Source organism: Paenisporosarcina sp. TG20 (assembly GCF_000286315.1).
Classification (GTDB): Bacteria; Bacillota; Bacilli; order Bacillales_A; family Planococcaceae; genus Paenisporosarcina.
The window spans coordinates 1-2,803 of sequence record NZ_ALJG01000100.1 but is presented as its reverse complement, the minus strand read 5'-3'; the positions used below and the strand labels follow the sequence as shown (position 1 = coordinate 2,803).

At 35.3% G+C, this 2,803-nt stretch carries 3 protein-coding genes; all 3 read right to left on the bottom strand.

The window, feature by feature from the left end; all coding sequences use genetic code 11:
* Positions 1-32 precede the first annotated feature (32 nt).
* Entirely contained in the window at positions 33-428 is a 396-nt protein-coding gene (locus B371_RS0100795; RefSeq protein ID WP_019412446.1) for a DUF6508 domain-containing protein, read from the bottom strand.
* A 490-nt stretch (positions 429-918) separates the two neighbouring features.
* Positions 919-1,395, bottom strand: coding sequence for a VanZ family protein (locus B371_RS20995; RefSeq protein ID WP_019412445.1), 477 nt, complete (start codon positions 1,393-1,395; stop codon positions 919-921).
* Between the two features lie 453 nt (positions 1,396-1,848).
* Positions 1,849-2,544 carry a general stress protein gene (locus tag B371_RS22305; RefSeq protein WP_019412444.1) on the bottom strand — a complete coding sequence of 232 codons (696 nt, stop codon included), beginning with the start codon at positions 2,542-2,544 and terminating at the stop codon, positions 1,849-1,851.
* Between the last annotated feature and the right edge of the window lie 259 nt (positions 2,545-2,803).

The window sequence follows — 2,803 nt, the reverse complement described above, 5'->3', positions numbered from 1 at the left end:
TTATTATGAAATTGACTCAATCATCAAAAATATTAGGGTTTATTTAAGGTCTTAATCCTTTGGAGAACTTTCAGGAAAGTACCGTCTTCCACAAATGCAATCCACGCACCTGAAGTAAAGCGCTCTGCACGGATTAAGTACGATAAAGTAGCTTTCAAAAGTTCTTCGGGTGCACTTTCAATTTTTTTTACCATATCGGTATATATTGTAGCATGATATGTTTCTAGAGTTTGATTGTAATTAGTATCCATAAAATTTATCGTTTCCACATAGTGCACGAATTCGATTAGTTTGGCTTCATATGCGGTATACATGGGGTCGCGTTCTAAAACGAATGAAGGTAGCTTTTTGTTCTTTTCAAGAGCCATTTCTCGATTTATTTTCTTAAAATAGAGTATATACTTTGAAAGCTTTTCATCATCCCACATTATAATCACCCATCCTTATCATTCATCTTCTTCTTTAATTCTTTCAGTCACTAACAATTCATTATTTATATTGAATGCTATATGCCTCATCATAATATAATCAGAACTCAAATGAGTATTTGGTATTTTTTCAATTAAGCAGTAAAAATCACCCAATTAATCATTTTTGTGAATATTTCTTACACTTTGTTCTTTGTTTTTCTTAATGGCTTCGTACTACAAGAAGCTTTTCGCCCATTCTATGTTACAGCCCACTCAGCTTGATTTCATTACTTTTAGGTCAGAAGAAAACTTAAACTACACTATTTTATGGTCACGCTTTAATAAAATTCCAATTTAGATGTTTTATTATTAAAAAGCAAAGAGCCGATGGTCACTTCGCTCCTCTCCTATAAACAATTTTAAATTCGTTTTTGGTGGACGAGAGAATAGACACCTACCTCATATAAAATAGCGGCCAAAGATACAATTTCGGCTGCTCCAACATTCTTTATTTTTGATTTGCTTTATTAGAATATTTCATTCGGCTAGTAAATCCATATATCCCTATTCCCAACATGGCTCCACTAGTGTCGATTAGCACATCCGTTGCCTGTCCCCCTCTTCCTGGAACAAACAGTTGATGGGTTTCATCGGATATTGCATATAATACACAAATTCCTAGGGATATCGTAAAGCTCTTAATTCCATATATCCTACTTTTCCTAACAGCATTCAAAACCAGTAATGCGAGAATTAAATAGGTAAAGAAATGGGCACTTTTTCTAATCAAATAATTTAAGTTATCTACACTTATATCATTTCCTGGAATAATACTTTCCACTGTTTCTACAATACTTTGTGTAATACCCTTGCTTAGTTCGTTGGAATCATCTGCAACTTGAGCGGACGATGTGTAGATCAAAAACATCCAAAGTATTACAGGTATCCATGATATGATTTTGACTAATGTTTTCCTATTTAACATTGCGTGACCATCCTATGTCCCTAGCAATTTTAGGTGATTTGCAATTGAGCAACCTGAACCTATTAATATGGACAACTTATTTTATTTTTTGAACCCTATCATGATATGCACATTTATCAGTATTCTACTATTTTAATCTATTTTAACTAAAAATGTAAGTTTGATAAAAGTCTTAATTTGCTTCGGAAGATATAAAGAATGGTTACCCCATTTAGAAATCCGCGGTCAGATTCACGATACTGAAACGGAACATGAACAACAATTAATAACAACTAGTTAATACTAAACCTCGTCCCGTTATCCAGTTTAAAATCTGTAAAAACATTTAGAGCTAGCTTCCCTCTAACCCAGGTAAAAACCTCCTTGCATTAAAATATTCAAAGAGGTTTAATTTACCTTTTTAGTACTACTGCTACTTAGTCGTACTCTAATTATTTTCGTCATCGGATGTTTCTATTTATCATTTCTTGAATCTTTTTCGAAATCATCCTTCGCATCTTCTAGCGTTTCTTCTAAGCCAAATGCCGCAGGCCCCATGTTTGGATCTACTTCTGGTGACTGATAACCCTCAGTTTTAGAGGCATCTGTCAGGGAATCTGATTTGGTAACTTCACGAGTTGTTTCTGATTCAGTAAATCGAGATTCTATAAATTCCGTTCCAGATGATGTGGTAAACTGTTGATCTTCACTTTGGATACGAGTTGCAAGTCCTATCCCAGTAGTTTGAGCTTGGAGTTCTTCCTCTTTATTAAAACCATTGGCATTTTCTAATGAATTATTTGGATCATTACTATCTTCAAGCTCGTTTAAACTCTTTTCATTTCTTTCAGTAAACAATACGAAACCTCCGTTAGCAATATAATTTGAGTATCGGTCTTTTTCAGCCTCACTTAAATTTAATGAACGAAGACCTTCTCGTACAGCATCCTCCCCAGTAAACCATGACTTGAATTTATCCTTAAATGTCCCAGCTTCATGTGTTGAAACTTCAGAATGGCGATCCAGTGTGTTTACGTCAGAAGAATGATCTATAGCAATAACATGAATTTCACTTTCACTATAGCCTTGGTCCAGTAGTGTATCTAATTTATTAAACATTTCATCCTCAGTACTTGCTACCTCTATATGTCGATTCGATTGATTGTTCATGGTGAAGCCTCCTATTGTTTTTGTTGGTTTACACCTTATATACCTTTTTAAAAACTTTTATAAACACTCTTCAACATATTTCGACACTAGTTCAACTGTTATAAGAAAAACCGGGCAGAATACGCCCGGTCCTTTAAGAAAGCACACAGTATCCACTTTGGTTTATGGTATGATTTTCGTTGCAGGCGGACGCTTTCCGCGGGCGAGCGCCAAGCCTCCTCGTCCGCTGCGCTACCTGTGGGGTCTCGTCTGTCTCGCT

What these genes read in the sequence shown, in the direction of transcription:
- B371_RS0100795 (WP_019412446.1), bottom strand. Translation starts at nt 428, where the DNA reads ATGTGGGATGATGAAAAGCTTTCAAAGTATATACTCTATTTTAAGAAA.
- B371_RS20995 (WP_019412445.1), bottom strand. Translation starts at nt 1,395, where the DNA reads ATGTTAAATAGGAAAACATTAGTCAAAATCATATCATGGATACCTGTA.
- B371_RS22305 (WP_019412444.1), bottom strand. Translation starts at nt 2,544, where the DNA reads ATGAACAATCAATCGAATCGACATATAGAGGTAGCAAGTACTGAGGAT.